Source organism: Salmonella sp. SAL04162 (assembly GCF_046551535.1).
Lineage (GTDB): Bacteria > Pseudomonadota > Gammaproteobacteria > Enterobacterales > Enterobacteriaceae > Salmonella > Salmonella enterica.
Map to the genome: position 1 here is coordinate 159,778 of NZ_JBGDVX010000010.1, position 19,671 is coordinate 179,448.

Annotated in this window: 12 protein-coding genes; 5 read left to right on the forward strand and 7 right to left on the reverse strand. The window is 50.8% G+C overall.

Annotated elements, in window-relative coordinates; translation table 11 throughout:
* Positions 1–120 precede the first annotated feature (120 nt).
* The 3 genes from tctD (at position 121) to ACLJRH_RS19305 (ending at position 3,343) form a co-directional block, all read left to right on the forward strand.
* Positions 121–795 carry a transcriptional regulator TctD gene (gene tctD, locus ACLJRH_RS19295; RefSeq protein WP_001237934.1) on the forward strand — a complete coding sequence of 225 codons (675 nt, stop codon included), beginning with the start codon at positions 121–123 and terminating at the stop codon, positions 793–795.
* Positions 782–2,197 carry a sensor histidine kinase gene (locus tag ACLJRH_RS19300; protein WP_000872340.1) on the forward strand — a complete coding sequence of 472 codons (1,416 nt, stop codon included), beginning with the start codon at positions 782–784 and terminating at the stop codon, positions 2,195–2,197. Before tctD ends, ACLJRH_RS19300 begins: the two co-directional genes overlap by 14 nt.
* Before the next feature lie 132 nt (positions 2,198–2,329).
* Positions 2,330–3,343: a HoxN/HupN/NixA family nickel/cobalt transporter gene (locus ACLJRH_RS19305; RefSeq protein WP_001059351.1), complete on the forward strand. Its 1,014-nt coding sequence runs from the start codon at positions 2,330–2,332 to the stop codon at positions 3,341–3,343.
* 721 nt (positions 3,344–4,064) lie between these two features.
* Here ACLJRH_RS19305 and ACLJRH_RS19310 read toward each other — a convergent pair.
* The gene (locus tag ACLJRH_RS19310) at positions 4,065–4,961 is read right to left on the reverse strand and encodes an antimicrobial resistance protein Mig-14 (RefSeq protein ID WP_000701508.1); all 897 of its coding nucleotides are present in this window, start codon (positions 4,959–4,961) and stop codon (positions 4,065–4,067) included.
* Positions 4,962–5,254: 293 nt separating this feature from the next.
* A complete protein-coding gene (locus tag ACLJRH_RS19315; protein ID WP_000178742.1) occupies positions 5,255–6,184 on the reverse strand; it encodes a VirK family antimicrobial peptide resistance protein in 930 nt (309 codons plus the stop codon).
* Positions 6,185–6,700: 516 nt separating this feature from the next.
* Between ACLJRH_RS19315 and pipB2 the strand changes: the two genes are divergently transcribed.
* Together pipB2 and ACLJRH_RS19325 are read left to right on the forward strand one after the other, a co-directional pair.
* Complete coding sequence (pipB2, locus tag ACLJRH_RS19320) at positions 6,701–7,693, forward strand: type III secretion system effector PipB2 (protein WP_023136559.1); 993 nt, start codon at positions 6,701–6,703, stop codon at positions 7,691–7,693.
* Positions 7,694–8,736: 1,043 nt separating this feature from the next.
* Positions 8,737–10,911, forward strand: coding sequence for a TonB-dependent siderophore receptor (locus ACLJRH_RS19325; protein WP_023136560.1), 2,175 nt, complete (start codon positions 8,737–8,739; stop codon positions 10,909–10,911).
* 41 nt (positions 10,912–10,952) lie between these two features.
* Here ACLJRH_RS19325 and ACLJRH_RS19330 read toward each other — a convergent pair whose 3' ends face one another.
* From ACLJRH_RS19330 to ACLJRH_RS19350, 5 genes are all read right to left on the reverse strand, one after another.
* Positions 10,953–11,888 carry an alpha/beta hydrolase gene (locus ACLJRH_RS19330; protein ID WP_000274358.1) on the reverse strand — a complete coding sequence of 312 codons (936 nt, stop codon included), beginning with the start codon at positions 11,886–11,888 and terminating at the stop codon, positions 10,953–10,955.
* Between the two features lie 31 nt (positions 11,889–11,919).
* The gene (locus ACLJRH_RS19335; RefSeq protein ID WP_023136561.1) at positions 11,920–13,164 is read right to left on the reverse strand and encodes an esterase family protein; all 1,245 of its coding nucleotides are present in this window, start codon (positions 13,162–13,164) and stop codon (positions 11,920–11,922) included.
* Between the two features lie 109 nt (positions 13,165–13,273).
* Positions 13,274–16,930 carry a salmochelin/enterobactin export ABC transporter IroC gene (gene iroC, locus ACLJRH_RS19340; RefSeq protein WP_023136562.1) on the reverse strand — a complete coding sequence of 1,219 codons (3,657 nt, stop codon included), beginning with the start codon at positions 16,928–16,930 and terminating at the stop codon, positions 13,274–13,276.
* An 80-nt stretch (positions 16,931–17,010) separates the two neighbouring features.
* Positions 17,011–18,126: a salmochelin biosynthesis C-glycosyltransferase IroB gene (gene iroB, locus ACLJRH_RS19345; RefSeq protein WP_001221110.1), complete on the reverse strand. Its 1,116-nt coding sequence runs from the start codon at positions 18,124–18,126 to the stop codon at positions 17,011–17,013.
* A gap of 962 nt (positions 18,127–19,088) precedes the next feature.
* Positions 19,089–19,634 carry a recombinase family protein gene (locus ACLJRH_RS19350; protein ID WP_410958101.1) on the reverse strand — a complete coding sequence of 182 codons (546 nt, stop codon included), beginning with the start codon at positions 19,632–19,634 and terminating at the stop codon, positions 19,089–19,091.
* Positions 19,635–19,671 lie beyond the last annotated feature (37 nt).

Here is a 19,671-nt window from a genome sequence, read left to right on the forward strand (position 1 = left end):
GGTTCGGAAGAAGATTTTTGTGATTATGTGAGCCGACATGTAGCAGTTCGGTTGCGTGATTGTTAAAACAATAACCTTTCAATTCCCTTTCAATGCGGCAGAAACTTTACAGGATGTGATATGCGTCTCTTATTGGCGGAAGATAACCGTGAGCTGGCTCACTGGCTGGAGAAAGCGCTGGTGCAAAACGGCTTTGCCGTGGACTGCGTATTTGACGGCCTGGCGGCTGACCATCTTCTGCACAGTGAAATGTACGCGCTGGCGGTGCTGGATATCAATATGCCGGGAATGGATGGACTGGAGGTGGTGCAACGGCTGCGTAAACGCGGTCAGACCTTGCCCGTTTTGCTGCTCACGGCGCGAAGCGCGGTGGCGGATCGCGTAAAAGGTCTCAACGTCGGCGCGGATGACTATCTGCCGAAACCCTTTGAACTGGAAGAGCTGGATGCCCGTTTACGGGCCTTGCTCCGACGCAGCGCTGGGCAGGTTCATGAAGTTCAGCAACTGGGGGAATTGATCTTTCATGATGAAGGGTATTTTCTGTTACAGGGACAGCCGTTAGCGCTGACGCCGCGTGAGCAGGCGCTCTTAACCGTATTGATGTACCGACGAACGCGACCAGTTTCGCGTCAGCAGCTTTTTGAACAGGTGTTCAGCCTGAACGATGAGGTAAGCCCTGAAAGCATCGAACTTTATATTCATCGACTGCGTAAAAAACTCCAGGGAAGCGATGTACGAATTACGACGCTGCGCGGCCTGGGTTATGTGCTGGAGCGCGGCGATGAAGTGGGTTAAGCCGCAATCGTTGTACCTGCAACTCTTACTGTTCCTGGGGTTGCCGCTGATTCTGCTATGGGGGCTGTCGGCGTTTAACAGTTATGTCAATGCGCTACAGGCCGCCACTCAGGCTTATGATCGTACGTTGCTCTCCTCGGCGCGAACGGTATCGGAACGGCTGGTGGTGCGCAATAACCATCTGGAAGTTAACGTGCCCTGGGTGGTGCTGGATAGCTTCGAGCTTAATATGAATGATCGACTCTATTACAAAGTCGTCGACCCTTCCGGAAAGGTCATTTCCGGTTATGACGATCTGCCCGCCATGCCGCCTGCTACGCCTCGTACCCGGCTTTATCCGGCGCTGGCGTGGTTCTATCATACCGAGTATCGCGGCGAGGCGATCCGCGTGGCGCGTTTGCTACAGCCGGTCAACGAAGGCGGCATTATCGGCATGGCGGAGATTTATGTCGCAGAGACGCTGCAGTCCCGTCGTTATCTGGCGGGCCAACTGCTGTTCTCTTCCTGGATCTCACAGGGGCTGCTGGTGTTGCTGACCCTGGTGCTGGTTGGCTGGTTATTACGCCGGATCCTGCGCCCTATGCGTCAACTTTCGTCATTAATGGTACGCCGCGAACCGGGTCTGTTAACGCCGCTGCCGGAACTGCTGCCGTGGTCGGAAACACGCTTGTTAATCGTGGCGTTTAATCGCTACATTGACAGGCTCCGCGGCATCCTCTCCCGGCAGGAACGCTTTAGCGCCGATGCTTCTCACCAGTTAAAAACGCCGCTGGCGGTGTTAAAAACGCAGGCGGCGGTGGCGTTAGCCAGCCAGCACCCTCATCACTGGTACGAAAGTCTGCAGGCGATGAGCGTAACGCTGGATAGCACCATTCAGCTCACGGAAAGATTGTTGCAACTTTCTGCGGTAAAGCATAAAGAGCAGGGCGAGCGGCGTTTTTCCCCGGTGAATCTGTACGATATCGTACAGAGCGGCTGTTTTACCCGCCTGGCGCAGGCGCGGAGTAAACATATCGACCTGGGCTACGAAGGCGAACAGGAAGCGATGTGGATCGAGGGGGATGAGGTACTGCTTAGCGAGCTGTGCGGAAACTTGCTGGATAATGCGCTGAAATACACGCCTGAGCAAGGCATCGTCACCGCGCGGCTTGAACGGGATAGTGATGCCGTGACGCTGGTTGTCGAAGATAGCGGCCCCGGTATTGATGATGAACACATCCATCTGGCGCTACAGCCGTTCCACCGGCTCGATAACGTAGGAAATGTGGCCGGGGCGGGCATTGGTCTGGCTTTGGTCAATGATATCGCACGCCTGCACCGTACTCATCCCCATTTTTCCCGTAGCGAAGCGTTGGGAGGGCTATACGTTCGGATACGCTTTTTAAGCCTTGTTCCGCAGTAATGCGCACAAATGTGTCAGCGGTAAAGCACGTTTACAAAAAGTCGCATCTTGAGGTGTGACGTTTTAATCAAATGATCATACATTCCCCCTACAAACCGTAGCGTTAATTAAAAATATAGTGGGTGCAGGGGCATGAATAATCATACTAAACGACGGGGAATAGCATTAACCGTCTTTCTTGTTGGGGTTAACATCCTGGCCTGGATTTGGGCGTTCTGTGTTTTTCATCACCATGCCGTCATGCTAAGCGCAGCCATACTGGCGTATAGCTTTGGGCTGCGTCATGCGGTTGATGCCGATCATATCGCAGCCATCGATACCGTCACCCGTAAACTGATGCAGCAGGGTAAAACGCCTTTAGGCGTGGGGGCGTTTTTTTCATTGGGTCATTCGACCATTGTCGTTCTGGCATGTCTGGCGATTGTTGTGACGTCGATGGCATTTCGCGATCGTATTGATGTTTTGCATCAATATGGTTCGTTGATCGGTACGGCTGTTTCCGCTTTTTTTCTGCTGGCGATGGCCCTGCTTAACCTGTTTATTTTGTTCAACGTCTGGCGGCAATTTCGCTCGGTTACCCGCGGCGAGTCAGTGAGGGCGCATGACGAGGCGATACCTGGCGGGCTGATGACGCGTATATTTCAGCGTACGTTTCGTTTGGTCACTTCCAGTTGGCATATGTATTTTGTCGGTTTTCTGTTTGGTCTGGGATTTGATACCGCAACCGAGGTTGGGCTGCTGGGCATTTCCGCTTCAGCAGCTAACCAGGGGCTATCTCTCTGGTCGATGATGATTTTTCCTGTGCTGTTTACCGCCGGGATGGCGCTGGTGGATTCCCTGGATAACTTTGTCATGGTCGGCGCTTACGGTTGGGCTTTCTCGCATCCATTACGTAAGCTTTATTATAATATGACCATTACCGCCGCATCTGTCATTGTCGCGCTGGCGATTGGCGGGCTTGAGGCGCTGGGGTTGATTGATGATGCGTTACAGTTAAGCGGAACATTTTGGCAGACCGTAAGCACGCTTAACGATCATATGGGGAATGTGGGCTTCTGGGTAGTGGGCGCTTTTGTGCTATTCTGGCTGCTCTCGTTGTTGAATTATCGCTGGCGCGGCTATGATAAAATCACCCTCAATACCTGATTGATTTCTGTAAAAATAACATTTCGGCAGTGGTGTCATATCATTGCCGAAGCATTTTATCTCCTGAGAGTATATTCTTCCCGGTAAGTGCGTTATTTTTCATGCTTGCCTTTCGTTATCAATTTAAGCAATCCGATATAACATACAATACCAAAAATAATAATAACAGTTGTATACCCAAGAATCAGCCAGTCTGCATGTGTCATAATATAATCCAGTTATCAGGTATCCCGTGTTAAGGCGATCTTTAAGCCTGTTGTCAGCAAGAACCACTGTACCCGTTCAGTGCTGTTGACAATAACGTATTGTTTATGCACAAGAGCGTTGTTACAAATAACGTATGCATTGAGCATAGACCCCACCCGCATTTTTGTAATGCCATAAAGCAAGGCTACACCTTTAATCTACTGACGGTATGCCAGGCCAGAAGAGATAAAATGGTGGTTGTCATCATCATCTGTTCCTGACGCCAGGTTAATGACACACACATATGAAAATGTATAACCGCTGCACGCTTTTTAGCACGTTATCTGTAACATACCGTGTTAATCAATTCCATAAAACCGAGTATAGTGTAAGTGAATTTCGAGTAATTGTCATTATGATTATATGGTGGTTAACTTATTTTTTTAATTCTGATTAAATTTTAGTTTTTTATCAGTTCATCAGGATTTATGAAAAATCTGGACGTAAAAAACATATTTACGTCCAGGCTTTCTTTTTAGCAAATCGATTTCCCGGTAAAATAGGGGGTCGACCACATGCGCTTATATTCCCATTCAGGCTTTAGTATGCCGATGGAAAAAAGCAATTTTTTTTGTCTTTCCTGGCAGTAATTTCTGGCGCGGCTAATATTTAGCCACATTAGTATGCTGCCGGGACTGAGTGGCCTGCATTCATTTTTAATTGCACCATTAGATACGTCAAAGTAGACGTTCATCTGGCTTTCAGATTTCAGTACGATATCAAATGCACAGGGTATCCCTTCAATATAAAGAATATGCCCAAACAGAAGGTGATGCAGTTGACTAAAAAAGTTGGCAAGGTTATCAGCGGGATAGCAGGATGAAGTGTTGCCGAAACGAGACCGAAATAACTCGATAAAAATATGAGTCAGTTCATCAGAAGAACAATCAGCAACGCTTTTTACACTTCCGCCTTTTTTAAGAAATCGCTGGTATTCATTACGGCGTGTTTTTTCAAACTTAGAAGAGAACGCTTCTTTGACCAGACAATTTTGTTTTTTTCTGGTGAGTTTCCATATGGCATTGCGTATTTGTGGCTGATGTAACGCCGAAAGCCGGTTAGTACGATCGGGTAAGAAGCAGCGTAAATCTGGTGCCATCGGAATAAGTATCTCATCTGACGATAGCGGGAAGGTTCTGCGCGTCAGGATGCCAATATTCTGATCATTACAAATAAAGTAGGCGCCTTTAATCTTATCATCTTCTTCATAGTGGAAGAATTTAAAATGCCAGTTATGGCGCTTCATAAAATAATCAACAATATCTGGGTGCATATTGATACTACCGCCGTATTGCGCAAACACCTCCCGGTATAGGGTAAAGGAAGACGGCTGCCAGCGGGTTAATATACGCTTAACTTCTTGTATTTTCACCAAAACTCCTGACTTGGCTTACTGAAAATTCTATTTTGTATTATTTTTTTGCTTAACCAAATAAAAATGTGACAAATGTTTAGCTTGTATTTAATGGTTAACATGCTAATCGATGACGTTATGGTGAAGGGAATAAGATTAAGATGTTGATCATAGCATGAGTGAAAGCGACGGTTTAATGCCGCGCTTTTCACTCGCAAGCCATTCTGTATTTAACCATCCAGTAGCGATACAGATTTCAAAGAGATCCGCTGAACGGTAGCAGGATCTGCACATCCGCGTATGAAATAGTTCTACCGGGAGAGGCTGTTAACCTCTTGTATTATTGTATCCAGAATATGATAGCGTTTCCGATACTCTGCGCGTTTTTTGCTGGGGATACTTTCAGGAGCTTTACGCATCACCTGTGATGGCAGATGATATAAGGCACCTTTCTTAACGCCGTTTAGCGACTCCCAGAATTCACTATAGCTGGCCACAAAAGTTTTTTTCTTCTGGAATAAGTACCTGAGTTGACGATAAACATGGTTGTTTTCACTTACCGCATAAATCTCGTCGACATTACAGGCCTGCATCAATGTCGCAAATGCTTCATACAGCATCCGTTTAGGAAAGAGACCGTAACAATCTTTGGTGGCGTTACGTATGACTTGTGGGCCGATATGTTTACTGGGCCCTTGTAACCCGGCAACCAGCGCTATTTGCTTCCCTTCATGGCGGATAAAGGAAAATGATAAACGTGCCAACGGCGTATCATTGAAGCACAGCGTTAATGTCAGCTCACCTTCTCTGTCATAGCCACAGGGACCGCAGTAGATATCTACCAGAGCACCGTTTTTTCCTTCCAGGTGAGCGAGTAAGATTTGTTCCTCGGACAGAAGGATCTTTTTAATTTTACTTTCCGGAAAGGACTGAACGAACTGGTAGTGTTCCAGAATAGCTCTTGCCCGGCAACGTATGCTAAGCCCGGTATACAAATAGGGCCGCTGGATTTTTGCCGGCAATAGGGGACGATGAATGATCAGCGTTCTGGGCTGAGACAGATGGCATAATTCATTGAAGTATTTAATTGTCGTTACGGGGTTAATAAGGCAACGTAATACAAATTTATAGCGAAACTTACGCTCTCCCCAGCGTTTATGGCGATAAGGCGTCTGCGCCATGACTTCTTTTAACATTAATAATGGATTATATCTTTCCATATCACTTTGCTGCATCGTCATACTACGTCCCTACTACTCGATAGACTTATAACCGAGACGGTAGCCTGATTGAGTTAAACGTAAAGGCAACGAAGAAGGCCTGTACAGACGACGTTGTTAAACAGTTTATCAATGGCAGCAATAAAACGCCTGAACACGCTTTTTAATAGATTTTCTGCTAATGAGTGGGATGAGTCCTGAACGTAGTATTAAAACTAATGCCGCGTTTATTATTTTAAATAATGTTTATACTCTAAATAATTCGAGTTGCAGGAAGGCGGCAAGCGAGCGAATCCCCAGGAGCTTACTAAAGTAAGTGACTGGGGTGAGGGAACGCAGCCGCAGCACATGCAACTTGAAGTATGACGAGTATAAGCCAATATATTTATTTGGCTGGTATTGTGTAAGTCAGACAGCAAAGCGTCGTGATGCGTGATTATGTAACCAGACGCAAAGGGGGTATTCACCTTATCTCTAAATGCAAATCTATATGATAAATTTTATCATGTACTATGTTGCTCTCTGGGAGAAAATATTATGCAGCGTTCACTCGGTAGTCTGGCCGGTATGGCTACATCTGCTTTTGGCGCGGGGACTTATGCTGCTATGCGGCAAGCCACCTCTCCCAAAACTATTCTGGAACATATCATTAACTTTTTTACCTGTGGTGGGGTACGTCGGAGAAATGAAACACAGTATAAGGAATTGATAGAGGTTATGGCTGATACATTGAATAGTTCAATGCCTGGCAGAGGTGCTCCGTTGCCAGAAAACATTATACTGGAGGATATGGGCGGGTGTCGTGTCGAATTTAATCTTCCTGGTGAGAATAACGAAGCTGGACAAGTTATTGTACGAGTCAGTAAAGGCGACAATTCTGAGACAAGAGAAATTCCGCTTGTCTCTTTTGAAAGAATATGTCGAGCTTTACTATTCAGAACCGAGTTTTCTCTCCCTCAGGATTCTGTAATATTAACTGCCCAGGGAGGCATGAATCTTAAAGGCGCTGTCCTTCCCGGAGCAAATCTGACGGCAGAAAATTTATGTGACGCAGACTTAAGCGGCGCAAATCTATCGGGAGCATTATTAGGCAACAGTAACTTAACGAACGCCTGTCTGGAAGATACTATTATGTGTGGCGCTATCCTCGATCACGCTAATCTTACTGGCGCCAATTTACAACACGCGAGTCTGTTAGGCTGTAGCATGGTAGAATGTAATTGTTCCGGTGCGAATATGAATCACGCTAATGTTTCAGGCGCAAACCTTATACTTGCCGATATGAGCGGTGCGACATTAAAGGGTGCTACTATAATGGCTACTGATATGGAAGGCGCTGTCTTAACCCGGGCAAACCTGCAAAAGGCGAGTTTCATTTCTACTAACCTGGGCGAGGTTGATTTGTCCGAGGCTAATTTAAAAAATACCAGTTTTAAAGATTGTACACTAACCGGTTCATGTACCGAAGACGCCACAATGTCTACAAGTACACAAGCACTTTTTAACGAATTTTATAGTGAAGATATTTAGTCCTTTTTGACGTAAATCGAAAATAAAAGCAATGTAAGAATAACAATCTGCTACTGAATAGTAGCTGAGAGTTAATTATTTACAGTATCTTTTATTATTACAGGAGTATGCGACGGTAAAAATATCTGAATAACCATTTCTATTTTCTCAAGTAGAACTTCCAACTAAAGCGAATTGTTTGAAAAGGAAAACGTTATGCCTGGATGTATAAGTGCCTGTTCGTGCGTTGTCAGCTCGACGCCTACCGAGCCTAAGGGCCCCCCTAAGCCTAAGTGGATAGAGTTAAAAGGTTATTGTGTTACATGTACTCATGAGTCTGATATTCGCCCGCCTTCTGAAAGGGAAGACAGACGACAGAGAAAAATACAGGCGATTGAACTTTATTGGTTGCGGCGTCTCCTGGACGACTTGGGAATACAAGAAGGTACTTCTCAAGACACGGCAGTAAAACCCACTAACTGTGGGTTGTCATATTTTCCAGTAGCTCCTGGAGAACGAGAAACCGATGTTTGATGGTTTTCTGTCTGCAAAGCGCCTGATAAATATTACCAGGCGCTTTGTATTTTGGCACCAACATCACTTTCATTATCAAATATCGAATGACTACAATCGTATCCGATCCCACCATTACCCAGACGGAAAGTCGCTGGCAAACTGTAAGAACGGTTCGCCGTCGGCAGGGAAGCGCCGGTGGACTCTGAGCCGCACTATACCATCTTACCTGGGTGTTTCTTGTCATTAACGCTTTGAAAAATAGTTTTATTTCTCTACTCCTGTTTTGTAAAACCTCCGTTCAGTAGGCGCATTCTGCCCCCCTTCCCGGATTTACTGGCAAAGCGGAGCCCGGACAGAGAGTCATATTGCAAAATCCCGTTTCCGTTTTCTTATTACCAGATTTTTGCGGTCGAAAGATTGCCTTTTTCTTAATTGAATGATAATTATTATCATTATCATATGATAATAATTACTATATAGCCGTAACCTGGCAAGGATGTGAGCTTGAGGGCAACAGCGCTACTTTAGACATTATTTAGGGAATGGGTATGAGAGTTAAGAAGTTCCTCTGGTTAATAACCGTGGTTTCTACAGGGGTTAATAGTCCATTATCAGCAGCAGAATCTACTGACGACAACGGCGAAACGATGGTGGTTGAATCCACCGCCGAGCAAGTATTAAAGCAACAGCCGGGCGTTTCGATTATTACTCGTGACGATATTCAGAAGAATCCTCCCGTTAACGATCTTGCCGATATTATTCGTAAGATGCCTGGGGTTAATCTTACCGGCAATAGCGCCTCGGGGACGCGCGGAAATAACCGACAAATTGATATTCGTGGTATGGGGCCGGAAAATACCTTAGTGCTGATTGACGGCGTGCCGGTGACGTCGCGAAATTCGGTTCGCTATAGCTGGCGCGGAGAACGCGACACCCGTGGCGATACGAACTGGGTACCGCCGGAGATGGTAGAACGTATTGAAGTGATCCGTGGGCCCGCTGCCGCGCGCTATGGCTCCGGTGCCGCAGGTGGGGTGGTGAATATCATCACCAAACGCCCCACTAACGACTGGCATGGTTCGCTGTCGCTCTATACCAACCAGCCGGAAAGCAGCAAAGAGGGCGACACCCGGCGGGGTAACTTTAGCCTTAGCGGCCCGTTGGCTGGTGATACGTTGACGATGCGCCTGTACGGTAATCTCAACAGAACCGATGCCGATAGCTGGGATATTAACTCCTCCGCCGGTACCAAGAATGCCGCCGGACGGGAGGGGGTCACCAATAAAGATATTAATAGCGTCTTCTCATGGAAAATGACCCCGCAGCAAATCCTTGATTTTGAAGCGGGATACAGTCGGCAGGGGAATATCTATGCCGGCGATACGCAAAACAGTACTTCAAACGCGGTTACCAAAAGTCTCGCGCAGTCCGGGCGGGAGACCAATCGCCTGTACCGGCAGAATTACGGTCTAACTCATAACGGCATCTGGGACTGGGGGCAAAGCCGCCTGGGGTTCTACTATGAAAAAACCGATAATACCCGCATGAATGAGGGGCTCTCCGGCGGCGGCGAGGGGCGTATTACCAACGACCAGACGTTCACCACTAACCGCCTGACCTCGTATCGCACCAGCGGCGAGGTGAATGTCCCGGTGATATGGCTATTTGAGCAAACGCTCACCGTCGGCGCGGAGTGGAACCGCGATGAGCTGAACGATCCTTCCTCTACCAGTCTGACGGTTAAGGATAGCAATATCGCCGGGATTCCCGGTTCGGCGGCTAACCGTAGCAGCAAAAATAAATCGGAAATCAGTGCGCTGTACGTTGAAGATAATATCGAACCCATGGCCGGTACCAATATTATTCCGGGTCTGCGTTTTGACTATTTGAGCGAATCCGGGAGTAATTTTAGTCCCAGTCTTAACCTTTCCCAGGAGTTAGGTGAATACGTCAAGGTGAAAGCCGGTATTGCCCGGGCCTTTAAGGCACCGAACTTGTATCAAACCAGTGAGGGGTATTTACTCTATTCGAAAGGCAACGGTTGTCCAAAAGATATTACGTCGGGCGGCTGTTACCTGGTCGGTAATAAGAATCTCGATCCTGAAATTAGTATCAATAAAGAGATTGGGCTGGAATTTACCGTAGACGATTACCACGCAAGCGTCACGTATTTCCGTAACGATTATCAGAATAAGATTGTCGCAGGTGATAAAATTATTGGCAGAAGCGCATCTGGCGCTTATGTATTGCAGTGGCAGAACGGCGGTAAAGCGCTGATTGAAGGTATTGAAGCCAGCATGGCTGTTCCGCTGATGCCGGACCGTCTGAACTGGAATACCAATGCGACTTATATGATCGCTTCTGAGCAAAAAGATACCGGCAATCCCTTATCGATAATCCCGAAATATACGGTGAATACCTTCCTCGACTGGACTATTACCAGCGCGCTCTCCGCTAACGTCAACTGGACGTTATACGGCAAGCAAAAACCGCGAACACATGCGGAGTCGCGTAGTGAAGAGACCAAAGGATTGTCCGGGAAAGCGCTGGGGGCTTACTCACTGGTCGGCGCTAACGTTAATTACGATATCAATAAGAACCTGCGTCTTAATGTCGGTATCAGCAATATCTTCGATAAACAGATCTATCGCTCCGCCGAAGGGGCAAATACCTATAACGAACCGGGTCGGGCTTATTATGCCGGTGTGACGGCCTCGTTTTGATGGATTATGCCCGCCGCTGGCGGGCATAATCTGGCGGCGGGTTAATGGCAGCGTGGTTTTTGGCTTGCCGGTTCGCGACTGATATCCAGCAATGCACTGCGAAAAGAGGCGTTAAACATGGGCCCGTGGCCCAGGCCCGGGTAATGCTGCAGGGCCGCGTTAACGCCGTTGTTCTCAAGCGTTCTCACGGTCTCCTGAACTTTTTGCAGGAGCTCGGCCATCTGGCGTTGCCTGCTATCCCCATTCGACGCTGAACCTTCCATTATGATGAGTTTTTTATGGCAGAACGGCGACGGCTTCACTGTCGTAAGGCGATTCAACAGGGCAAAATTATCCCTGCTGAGTGACGGGCTGGCGCTGTAATAGATATGAAAGAAGGATGACGACAGCCAGGAGTCCAAAACGAACAGGCCGCCATAAGAATGTCCCCATACCCCGCGCTGTTCGGGGTTGATGGTGATTCCTTGTTCCACCTGCGGCGCGATATGTTTCTCCAGTAGCTGGCGGAACGCTGGCCCGCCGCCGGTTTTACGATGGAAACGCGGGTTATTTTCACTGCCATCGCGATCGATTCCCGGCGCCGGCGTATAGTCATAAGCTCTGCCGTTAAGATCAAACGGCAGGTTAGTCTGATAGCCAATCGCCACAATCACCGGCGGCGAGTGGTCTGCCAGTTGTTTGAGCAGCGCCTCCGGCAGCCTGTCCATCACTGCGTTGCCGTCCAGCATATATAAGACAGGATAACCCGACGGCGGGGCGGCTTTATTGGGAATAGCGGTCCATACCCGGTAATGTCTTGCGCCATCAGCAGATTGAAAGTCATTGACCCTAAAATGGTAATATCCCGAACCTTTATCAGCAATATTCGGCCCTAATGGCTGCATATCCGGCTGCGCATAACTCAGCGCGCTAAAACAAAAACTCACTAAAAATAGCGCCATGCGATAGCACTTGTTGTGGTACTGGCGACCATACATCGGATGTGATTCCTTTTTGGCAGGTGAAGTTTTATCGGGGCAGTAGACGTAATCCGTCAATCAGCGCGCCGCGCCACCAGGCATAATCGTGACCGCCGGTGTACACGCTGCAATGGCTTTCGACGCCGGCGGCGCGCAATTTTTCATGCAACTGTTTGACCTGCGGGACCGTCGAACCTTCCAGCGATCCCACGCACAGATGCGTACGTACGGCTGGCGAGGGCGCGGATAACACATGTTCGCTGACCCATGAGCGCTCTTCTGCGCTGAAATGGGGCGGGCGATTGCGGATGTCCGGCGTCCACCATATTGAGGGGGAGTGGCTCAGCACCAGGCCGAAGCTCTCTGGCGCGTGGCGGGCCGCCATCAGCGCGGTCACGCCGCCGAGGCTTTGCCCTGCCAGCACCGTTTGTGTACGGTCCGCCCACCGCCGTTCCGGGTATTTGGCGCGAAGGGTTGGCAGCAGGCGTTCGGCAATGTCGAGCACCAGCTCGCGGCGACCGCCGAGGATTGCGACGCGTTCACGCGCGTTGATGTTATCAATGCCGAGTACGGCCACCGGCGCGATGCGTCCGCTGCGGATGGCAGCGTCAATGGCGGCACTTACCCCAAGATGGTCGAACCAGATCTCGCCATCCGTGAGTACCAGTAAGCCCAGCGGTTGTACGACAGGAACGTCAGGAAGATACAGCCGCACACGGCGACGTTGTCCGGCGAGCCGATGTTCTGAGGTGAAAAGCTGCCCGGCGTAAGCGCGACAGCCTGACCACTCCTCCTGTGCCGGGGCGTGATCCAGCGCCAGAACGGATTCCTGCGCATTGCCCCGAACATTTATTCCCGGCGTGCTGTTCAGTGGGTCCGCCTTCCCGACAAGGGAGGCGAAACGGCTTCCAAGCTGCAACACCGTCTCGTCCGGGGTTTCCGGTGGTATTTCGACCATCGTATAGGAACCGCAGTAGGATGCCGGTAAGCGAAGCGTCAGATGCCAGATATCCGTTGTGGGCAGTTGCGTCATCATACCTTTCGCCACGTTATCTTTATCGGTGACACGGTTCAGGCGGACATAAACCCCCCGCAGAGGAGAGGCGGCACGCCACAGGAAGGTGACTTCCCGTTCATCGTCTGCGTCGTTAATGGCTGTCACCAGCGGCAGCGCGAGCGAGTTTGCTTCTCGCCAGAAGTGAGAAGCGTCAACCTGGCTTCCGGCGGCGAGTTGGCGGCGAAGGCGCGTAGCGGTCTGTATAGCGACAGGAGCGACGGGCGGGCTCAGTCTCATTTTCTGTATTCCATCTCATTTATATTTCGGTCAGTATCAATAGCTAAAGCGGCTGTTACAGGAACAGCCGCTTGCGGGCTTTCTTTTGCGTAAATCGTGGCGATAAAAACTATCCTATGACCTCTCCTTGCGTATCGCGTGTCTGGCCGATGCTGTCCCGCCACAGACGAGCATACAGGCCATGAGCCGCTATCAACTGCTCATGGCTACCATATTCAGCGATACATCCTTTATCGATTACGACAATAACATCGCAGCGGCGAGCGGTGGTCAGTCGGTGCGCGACGATAAGCGCGATGCGTTTCTCGGTATGCGTCACTCCGGTAAGCGAGGTTATTAAGCGCTCCTCGGCGCTGCGGTCGATACGCGCTGTCGCCTCGTCGAGCAGCAGAATGTGCGCCTGTGCCAGTTGGGCGCGGGCGAGGGCAATCAACTGACGCTGGCCCGCGGACAGATCCGTGCCGCCGTTATTGACCGGAGTACGAAACCCCAGCGGCAGATGTTGCACAGTTTCAAAGAGTCCCGCCTGTCGCGCCGCGATCTCCACCTCCGTGTCGCTGCTGTCTGGCCGCGAATAGCGGATATTTTCGGCAATATCGCCGCTAAATAATGCGACATCCTGAGTGACCAGCCCCGTCTGGCGACGATAATCACTAAGCGACGCGGCATCAATTAGGCGCTCACCGACACGGATTTGCCCGCTGCCGGGAGAGTAGAGCCCGGCCAGCAGTTTGATCAGCGTCGATTTGCCGGCGCCGCTACGTCCGACCACCGCGACTACCGTTCCTGGCGGAATGGTGAGCGAGAGCTTATCAAGCACAGGTTGCGTTTTTTCGGGATAGCGGAATGTCAATGCCTCCAGACGTAGCGCGCCGCCAGTGCCAGGCGTTATGGAGGACGGTTCAATATTCTCCGTTTCCTCAGTCGCCAATAGCGCATTGATATGTTTGCCGCTGGCGGTCGCCTGCTGCCAGGAATCAACAATGCCTGACAACTGCTGTACCGGGCCATAAAATTGTCCTAGTAGCAGGAAGAACGCCGCCAGTATCCCGGGCGTCATTTCGCCTCCGGCGACCCGGGTCGCCCCGATTAAAAGCACGGCGGCATAGGCGGCCTCGGTGCAGAAGGTCAGGAACGGAAAATAGACAGCAAGGTATTTTTGCGCCCGCACGCGGGTGGCGCGGAAGTTGTCTGATAACGCCCGTAGCCTGGCGGCTTCCTGCTTCTGTTGACCGTGTGACTGCACTACCCGCATACCGGAGACCTTTTCCTGAAGCGTACTGTTCACCTTACCAATTTCCAGCCGTGCCTGGGCGTAGGCAGGCGAGCTCAAACGGCGGTAAATCCACGTCGCCAGTATCACTACAGGTACGGCGCTTAATGCCGTTAACGCAAGAATGGGGTCAAGCCAGAACATTGCCGCGGCGATAGCGACCATCGTCACGATGCTGGTGGCCGCGCTGGCAAGACCGTTTTGCAGAAATCGGGCGAGTGAATCAACGTCGACGGTCATGCGAGTAAGACGCGAGTCGATGTGCTTCTCGTGCCAGGGAAGACTCAGGCGTAGCAGGTGGCTGAAGCTGCGTAAGCGTACCGTATGCTGTACCGACTCTGCCGCGCGGGCGGCGAAGATCGTTTGCAGCGCATAGCAGCACCAACCGATCGCTACCAGACACAGCGCGAGCAGAGCGCATATGCCAATAGTCGACATATCCCCTGCGGCAACGCCTGAGTCAATACCGCGCTGCAAAAGCACCAGCACGCCAACGCCTGCGGCGGAATCAAGCGCGATAAGCAGGGCGGCGATGACGAACATCCAGGCTACTGGCGTCAGCAGCGATGAGACTTGACGCCCGTGGCCTGCCAGCGCCATCTGTACGGCGCGTTCCGGAACGCGCGTCATCCGGTCGACAAAACCTTTTCCGGCGGTTGTCTGGCGCTCATGCGCGTCGTCGGATTTTACCGCCTGCGTTGTTGGCCATAGCGCACGTTGTTCCGCCGGGGCGAGGGCGAGAAAATCTCCCTCGCCGCTCATCAGCGAGCGAAACGTCGGACACCTTGCATCCAGCTCCGCCTGGGTACCGATATCCACGACGCGGCCTTTATCCAGCACGACGATCCGATCGGCTAACTGCAGTGTTGAACGGCGGCGTGCAATCACCAGCAGCATATGCTCATTATCGGCATAACGACCAAGAGCCGTGTTAATTTCCGCTTCAGTACCGGCATCGACCGCCGAGGTGGTGTCATCGAGAATCAGCAGTTCCGGCGCGGTAATCAGTGCCCGGGCTAGCGCAATACGCTGGCGTTGGCCGCCGGAGAGGTTGCTTCCGCGTTCGGCCAGTCGGGTGTTGAACCCCTGCGGTAGCGCATTGATGAACCCGCTGGCGCCTGCGGCATCGGCGGCGCGTCGAATGTCGTCCTGAGTCGCTTGCGGGTGCCCATAGGCGATGTTTTCCGCCACCGTACCGGCAAACAAAAACGCGTCTTCAAACACTACGCCAACGCGACGACGAAGCGCCGTCAGTTTCAGGTCGCGAATATTCTGTTGACCCGCAGTGGTGTTGAGCCACACCCCGCCGGAGGTGGGATCGTAAAAGCGCGCCAGCAACATCAGCAATGTTGATTTCCCGGAGCCGGAGGCGCCAACCACTGCCACGGTTTCACCGGCGTGAATGGAAAACGAGATCTCATTGAGGATACGGTTACCGTTGTCGTAGTGGAAACTCATCTTCTCCACGTCCAGCCCGATAATCTGACCCTCAACCGACTCAGTACCGTCTTCCATGCGAGAACGCGTGTCGATAAGCGCGAAGACGCGCTCCACCGACGCCTGTGTGCGCTGTGCGATAACCAAAAACGATGCCAGTACGCGGGTGGGGCCGGTCAGCATAGCGAGAAAACTCGCGAACGCAACGAAGGTTCCCAGATCGATGCGCCCATTCATTACCGACCAGCCGCCATAGCACAGCAGGACGATTTGCCCTATCACCGGTAGCGCCAGCATGGTTGCGCCCGGCATCGCCTGCGAGATAGCGGCACCGATGCGTACCCGCACCATCTGCCGCGACTGACCATCGAGCCAACGCGTTTCGCGTAACTCCGCCACGCAGGACTTCACCACTGAGATCTGTTCCAATACTTCGCGCATATGTTCCGTCATGTGCGCCAGCCGGTCTGAGGCAAGCCCCGTTTGCGCGAAAACACGGCGACGGGCGCGCAGGGCGGTAATAGCAAGGGCGGCCAGTACGCAAATCACGATAAGCGTCATGGATGGCGACATCCATAGCATCACCGCGATACCGGCCACATAGTAAGTGAGCACCGCCAGCGGCACCGGACACATCTGTAGCAAGGTGTGTACCTGTTGAAGATCGCTGTTGGTACGCGAAATGACCTGCCCGGTACGCAAGGCGTCCTGGCCTGCGCCGTCCAGTTTTTGAATACTGTCGAACGCACGGCTACGTAACGTATGCTGAACCCACAACGAGAGTTCTCCGGCATAGCCGCGGCGCACGTAATTCCCGATAAAATCAAAAAGGGCAATTAATATCAGGCCGCAGGCAAGTAACGGCAGGTGGGTCGTATCGCCTGCTATCGCGTCATTGACGGCCTGACGCGTTATTAGCGGCGTCAGCGCAGCCAGTAAAATGGTCGATACTGATGCTACGATGACAATGATGCTCAGTGTTTTACGTTCCCAACACACGCGGGCAAGGCGAACTATCCAGGCACGAGCGGGCATGGGGGAATGAGTCGCGGGCATTAAGCCTCCTTATCGGTGAAAGATGAGATATGGCGACGCAATCTGGGCTCAGCCGCCATATTGTCATTGCGCTGCCGCGGTTAGCCGTGTTGCAGCATGGCGATCAGTTTTTTTGCCACCTCGGTCGGGCAAGGCTGGGCCGCCATTTCCGCCGCGACCTCCTGCGACGCCTCGCGAAGCGCGCGATTACCGAGGAAGGTATTGATCATGCTGCTGGTAAGCCCGCTCTTACCGGGAATAATGCCGCATCCGCGCTCGACCACGGCGCGGGCATTGACGGGTCTGTCGGCACCCTGACCAAAGACTATCTGCGGAATGCCGGCATGTAGCGCCGTCAGGGTGTTGCCTGCGCCGCCATGGTGGATAAAACCGTCGGCGCCGTTAAGGAAAACGCCCATCGGAAGCCAGTCGACCAGACGGACATTCGGCGGCAGCGAACGTAAATCCGAGCGGGCGTTTGCCGGAAGATGCAGGATGATTTCGGCATCTACTTCGCCGGCAGAATCCATTACCCAGGAAATCAGATCCAGGCCATCCACCATCGGTTTGACGGTGCCGAGGCTGACCAGAAGACGCTTGCGATCAGGTGTACGTTCCCACCATTCTTCCCAGACGGCGCCGCCGTTATACGGGACGTATTGCATGGAGATAACCGGCTCTCCGTCATTTTGCAGTATGCTCATGCTGGGCGGTGTGACGTCTATCCACGCCAGATCTCTTGGTGGCGCGCTGACCCCATGGCGGCGGTAGGCGTTAGAAAGTGATTTCGTCACGCCTTTGATGTGCCAGGGCGTATGACCGAAGCCGACGGTTTGCATCACTACCGGAATGTCATACTTAGCGGCAATCAGTGGTCCAACGACCCCAAGGGGAGGGTAGACGATGAGATCTGGTCGCCACTGCCCGGCGAACGCGACCAGCGGGTCAGTCATCTCTTCGCTGAAGAATGAGAAGTTCCCCATTTTTGTTCCAATGTTATTTTCTTTTCGCAATGCCTCCTGACGGCGATAACCCGCTTCCGAATCGAAACCAGGCGCAGCGTCAAATACCACCAACCCAGCTTCGGCTGCTTTCTGTGCAAATTTTCCACCGCTTGCAATCAGTACTTCATGGCCATTAACACGAAACGCTTGCGCCAGGGACAGCACAGGGTATAGCAGTCCATACAGTGGTGGACCGACAAACAGAATACGCATGAGAAATCCTCTCTCTCCACGTCATAAATCGAACAAGCTGTTAATGAGAATGATAATAATTACCAATATCATTTGTAAAATGCAATAACTAATACGACACTTGATCATGTGATGATTTTTTGCGTAAAAATCGGGAAAGAGGAGAGCGTTAAGCGGTGAAGTTTGGTTTCAGGCTTATTTATGTGCGTATGGTCGCACAGGCAAAGCGCCAGGATTGGGGAACTGGATTCGCATACCAGACGCCCGTTGATTATTAATCATAACTTCGTAAATAACCTTTCAGACAATGAGGTAAGCGTACCGACAACAAGGTAACGGGAAACGTCGGTAGTAGTATTGATAACGCGTTGCGGGGCAATTTAATGGTATCCGGCGGCAGATCGTGTTCTGTGCAGACTTTCCGGCGTTAAATCCCGTATCACCTGCGAGCCTGGACTATCTCTGTGGTATCAACTCTGTAGTAATTTTGTCCCCTTCGTCTTCATTAGCCAATAAAACCGGCTTTAACGTCACCGTTCGAATGTTGCGAACGAACAGCTCCTTATGCGGAATATCGTCACCGCTCTGCGATTTTTATAGCGCATCAGCCACACGATTTATTGGTTCTTGAAAACCAAGGTTTTTGATAACCAATGTTATGCCAGGCTTACCTGTGTCATCCAGGTTATCGACACTTAAGGCATAAACTTTACTACTTTTTCTATCCGTAAATGCTTACATCTAACAGTTTGATTAAAAAGCCTTTCTATGTGAACACTGCGTCTGGTAGTGTTTTGAGCGATGTCGTCTATAGCTGGATATAACATAGGCTTTATCGTGAGTGTGTTATACTATATATGTTAATGCGTTGAATTTTTTCTCTTTTTTATTAGATGCTGTCTTTTTCGTATACCCTTTCGGTTTATTCATGCCATACGTCTGTATTACAAAAATGTTATATCCATCCTGTTGTGACTTTTATTTTAATTCATTCGTTTTTTTATACGATTTGCCGGAAAGTATCTGTATAAGGTGGATACGCCAATACCAAAAATAATAGCTAATTGCTGCCGAGGATGGCCTTTCTCTAATAGCCGGCTAATCTGTTCCTGTTCATGTCTATTGATCGCCCGAGGGCGCCCTCCCAGTCGTCCTTGCGCTCTGGCGGCAGCCAGTCCGGCAAGGGTTCGCTCGACAATTAATTCTCGCTCCATCTCGGCCAGTGCTGACATTACATGAAAAAAGAATCGCCCCATCGCGCTACTGGTATCAATACTATCGGTTAAAGAATGGAAGTGAGCTCCACGTTCATGTAATTCTGATATTAACGCCACCAGGTTTTTCACGCTGCGGCCCAGTCTGTCTAATTTCCAGACGACAAGAGTATCGCCTTTATTTACATACTTTAGCGCTCGTTTCAGGCCGGGGCGGTTTGCAATCTTGCCACTGATACGGTCCTCAAAAATGCGGTCACAATTTGCACTAGTAAGGGCACTGTTGCAAATAGTCGGTGGTGATAAACTTATCATCCCCTTTTGCTGATGGAGCTGCACATGAACCCATTCA